4 protein-coding genes are annotated in these 2,769 nt (G+C 60.3%); all 4 read left to right on the top strand.

Annotation, left to right across the window (positions count from 1 at the left end; translation table 11 throughout):
* The first annotated feature begins 98 nt into the window (after nt 1–98).
* The 4 genes from ACZ9HU_RS22450 to ACZ9HU_RS22435 all read left to right on the top strand — a co-directional run bounded on the left by ACZ9HU_RS22450 (nt 99) and on the right by ACZ9HU_RS22435 (nt 2,738).
* Entirely contained in the window at nt 99–446 is a 348-nt protein-coding gene (locus ACZ9HU_RS22450) for a transposase (protein ID WP_273617543.1), read from the top strand.
* Nucleotides 443–790: an IS66 family insertion sequence element accessory protein TnpB gene (gene tnpB / locus ACZ9HU_RS22445; protein WP_273617544.1), complete on the top strand. Its 348-nt coding sequence runs from the start codon at nt 443–445 to the stop codon at nt 788–790. The genes ACZ9HU_RS22450 and tnpB overlap by 4 nt, the downstream gene beginning before the upstream one ends.
* A 98-nt stretch (nt 791–888) precedes the next feature.
* Nucleotides 889–2,517 (top strand): IS66 family transposase, encoded by a 1,629-nt coding sequence (gene tnpC, locus ACZ9HU_RS22440; protein ID WP_476108095.1) that lies wholly within the window; start codon nt 889–891, stop codon nt 2,515–2,517.
* Nucleotides 2,517–2,738, top strand: a complete 222-nt coding sequence (locus tag ACZ9HU_RS22435) for a hypothetical protein (RefSeq protein ID WP_292690834.1) — start codon at nt 2,517–2,519, stop codon at nt 2,736–2,738. The genes tnpC and ACZ9HU_RS22435 overlap by 1 nt, the downstream gene beginning before the upstream one ends.
* Nucleotides 2,739–2,769: the final 31 nt, after the last annotated feature.

Genomic DNA, 2,769 nt, shown 5'->3' with positions numbered 1-2,769 from the left:
GTACGCCTCCGATAGCGGCCGCCTTGTGGATGCCCATCCGGTGTGGATTTAGGCCCCGGTGCTAGCTCTGGTGTTAGCACTGGTGCGAAGGATCAGTGGTGGGACAAGTAACGGTTTTTGCAGGCTCGGAGCGCCGTCGGATTTGGGATGATGCAGAGAAGCTGGCGCTATTGGCGCGGGCTTTTGCCCCTGGTGCGGTTCTGGCCCATGTTGCGCGGGCGGCCGATGTGCATCCAAGCCAGCTTTACCGGTGGCGCAAGGAGTTTGGCTTTACGCCGGACGGTGGAACGCAAGGTTTTGCGCAAGTCGTCGTGCAGCCCGATCCACCTGAAGTTGCCCGCCGGGCTTGCGCCATCAGGGTGTGCCTGAACGGAGCGGAAGTGGAAATCGGCGAACATGCGCCATTGCCATTGGCAACCGCTGTCCTGCAGGCGCTGTCGCGATGATCCCCGTTTCAGGCAATGCGCGGATCTGGCTGGCGCTGGGACATACCGATATGCGGCGAGGCATGCGCTCACTGGCATTGCAGGTGCAACAGGCACTCAGGAAGGACGTGCATACCGGCGACCTGTTTGTCTTCCGGGGACGAAGCGGATCTTTGTGCAAGATCCTGTGGCATGACGGGATTGCTATGTCCTTATACATCCGCCGCCTGGAGCGGGGGCGGTTCGTCTGGCCGGCAACAAAGGAAGGAACAGTGGCGATCCCGGCCTCGGCACTGGCATGTCTGCTCGAAGGGATCGACTGGCGCGCGCCGCAGGAAACCTGGCGCCCGGCACAGGTTGGTTGATGCACTCAGCCCCCATTCGGGCGCTTTCCTGAAAGGTGAAATGGCGCTGAAAATGGCGAAAATGCTGGAGTTTTGACGAATTTCTGCTATGCGGGCGCATGTCCGCAATTGAGCCTTCCCAGGAGCTGTCACGCCTGCGCGCCGAGTTGTCCTGTGCGCAGGCTCATGCTCTCGAGACGGAAGCGGAACTGGCCAGAGTTCGGGCCGTCAATGCCGATCTGCAGGCTCGTAACGCACATCTTGAGCTGATGAACGAGAAGATGCGCCGCGATAAATATGGCGCGAGTTCCGAACGTCGGCGGGTGCTTGATCAGTTCGAGATCGCCTTTGAAGAAGCAGAGGCCGATGCCAGTGCGGCTGAGATGGAAGGCCAGATCGCTGCGGCCAGGACTACAAGCGTTGCCCCATTCACCCGCAAGCGCGCCACGCGCCGCGACTTTCCAGCCGATCTGCCGCGCGAAGACATCGTGATCCCGGCGCCTGAACAATGTCCCTGTTGTGGTTCGGGCAGTCTCAGCCGCTTACCCGCCGACATCACCGAAACGCTTGAGAAGGTGCCTGCGCGCCACAAGGTTATCCGCACGATCCGCGAGAAGGTCTCCTGTCGTCGTTGCGAGAAAATCAGCCAGCCCCCGGCGCCATTCCATGTGACGCCGCGCGGCATGTTCGGGCCGCACTTTCTCGCCAACCTCGCCTTCCAGAAATATGGTCTGCACCAACCGCTCAATTCTCAGCGCGACCGGCTTGAAGCCGAAGGCATTCCGATCAGTCTCTCGACACTGGCGGACCAGATCGGTGCCATCAGTGTCGTGACAAGGCCCTTGTTCCTTCTCCTTGAAGCCCATGTTCTTGGCGGTGATCGGCTCCATGCCGATGACACCACTCTGCCGCTGCTGGCCAGATACAAGACCGATATCGCCAGAATCTGGGATTACGTGCGCGATGACAGCCCCTTTGGCGGGCTCTCGCCGCCCGGCGTGGTCTGCTATTACTCCCGCAATCGCAAGGGAGAACATCCCCGTGGTCATCTGGCCGGATATGGCGGCATCCTTCAGGTTGATCGCTTTGCCGGTTTCAATGAAATGTTCCGGCAAAGCACCATGACCCGCGCCAATTGTTGGGCCCATTCACGTCGCCAGTTCTTCGAACTGGTCGATGTCGCGCGCCAACTCAAACGCAAAAAGGGCAAGCCGCCTATCGTCTCACCTCTTGCCATGGAGGCGCTGGAGCAAATCGACCGGATCTTTGCCATTGAGCACACCATCAATGGCCAATCCGCCGCCCAGCGCCTGCAGGTTCGGCAGGACAGCGTTGCCCCGCTTGTGCGCGATCTCGAAGTCTGGATGCGCACGCATCTTGGCTTGCTCTCGCGTCACGATGCTGTTGCCAAGGCCATCGCATACATGCTCAACGACTGGGAGGGTTTCACCGCCTTCCTTGGCGATGGCAGGATCTGTCTCACAAACAATGCGGCCGAGCGGCAGCTGCGCGGTGTGGCTCGAGGCAGAAAAGCATGGCTGTTCGTCGGCTCCGATCGCGGCGGTGAGCGGGCAGCGATGATGTACAGTTTCTTCGGCTCGGCCCGACTTAACGGCATAGATCCGCTGGCCTGGTTTACCGACGTGCTCGCCCGCATCGCTGACATACCCCAAGGCCAGTTGCATGAGTTGCTTCCGTGGAACTGGAAAGCGACCCAGCAGGCTCAAATTGCAGAATTGGCCGCCTAATGCAGAGAAACAAGGTCTATGCCGTCACGACCCTCACCAGGGTCGCACTGGACCTGGGCGAAGATGAAGACTTCCTCTTTGACCTCACCGACCAGATGGACACCGAAGACGGACTGATCTGGGTTTACGGCACGGGCGATGAGCCTGTTCTTGCTCTCTCCAGCGATGGCGTCGACTGTCTCCAGGACATCATCGCCGAGAACCGCCGGAGCCAATTCTGATCTCACGGGCGGCCGCTATCGGAGGCGTACC

Source organism: Novosphingobium sp. Sphag1I (assembly GCF_056279125.1).
The sequence above is the reverse complement of the archived record's forward strand: the minus strand, read 5'-3'. Positions and strand labels throughout refer to the sequence as shown.